The sequence below is a fragment of the Mycobacterium sp. E2699 genome, assembly GCF_001666745.1.
Classification (GTDB): Bacteria; Actinomycetota; Actinomycetes; order Mycobacteriales; family Mycobacteriaceae; genus Mycobacterium.
Genome location: NZ_LZJH01000032.1, coordinates 1 through 511, shown reverse-complemented (window position 1 = coordinate 511; position 511 = coordinate 1). Strand labels below are relative to the sequence as shown.

Here is a 511-nt window from a genome sequence, read left to right as displayed (position 1 = left end):
GTCGAGCAGACCGTGGCCCGGCTGGCCCGGGTGGCCGGGGTGGCCGACGGCGCCCAGGTGGTCGATGACGGCGTCGGTGCGGTGGCCGCGACCCCGATCATCCGCTGGCTGCACAGCGTCGAGGGTCCGGTGGACCAGTTCAACCAGACCGTGCTGGTGCAAGCGCCGGTGGGGGTCACCGAGGCCGACGTGGTGGTGGTCCTGCAGGCCCTGCTGGATCGGCATCCCACGCTGCGGCTGCGGGTCGACGACGACGGCGCCGGGGGTTGGTCGCTGACGGTGCCCGAGCCGGGATCCGTGGACGCCCGCCACTGCCTCGAGACGGTCGAGGTGTTTTCCGATGCCGTCGTGATCGAGGCGCGGTCGCGGCTGAACCCGGCGGCCGGGATGATGGTCAGCGCGCTGTGGGCGGCCCCCACCGGACAGCTGTTGTTGATCGTTCACCATCTGGCGGTCGACGGGGTGTCGTGGCGGATTTTGCTGGAGGATCTCAACCTGGCCTGGGCGCAGC

General features: G+C 71.4%; 1 protein-coding gene. It reads left to right on the top strand.

Features of this window, described 5'->3' with window-relative positions; translation table 11 throughout:
* On the top strand, nt 1-511 hold a 511-nt coding region (locus A5696_RS03130; RefSeq protein ID WP_231964212.1), incomplete at both ends, for a condensation domain-containing protein.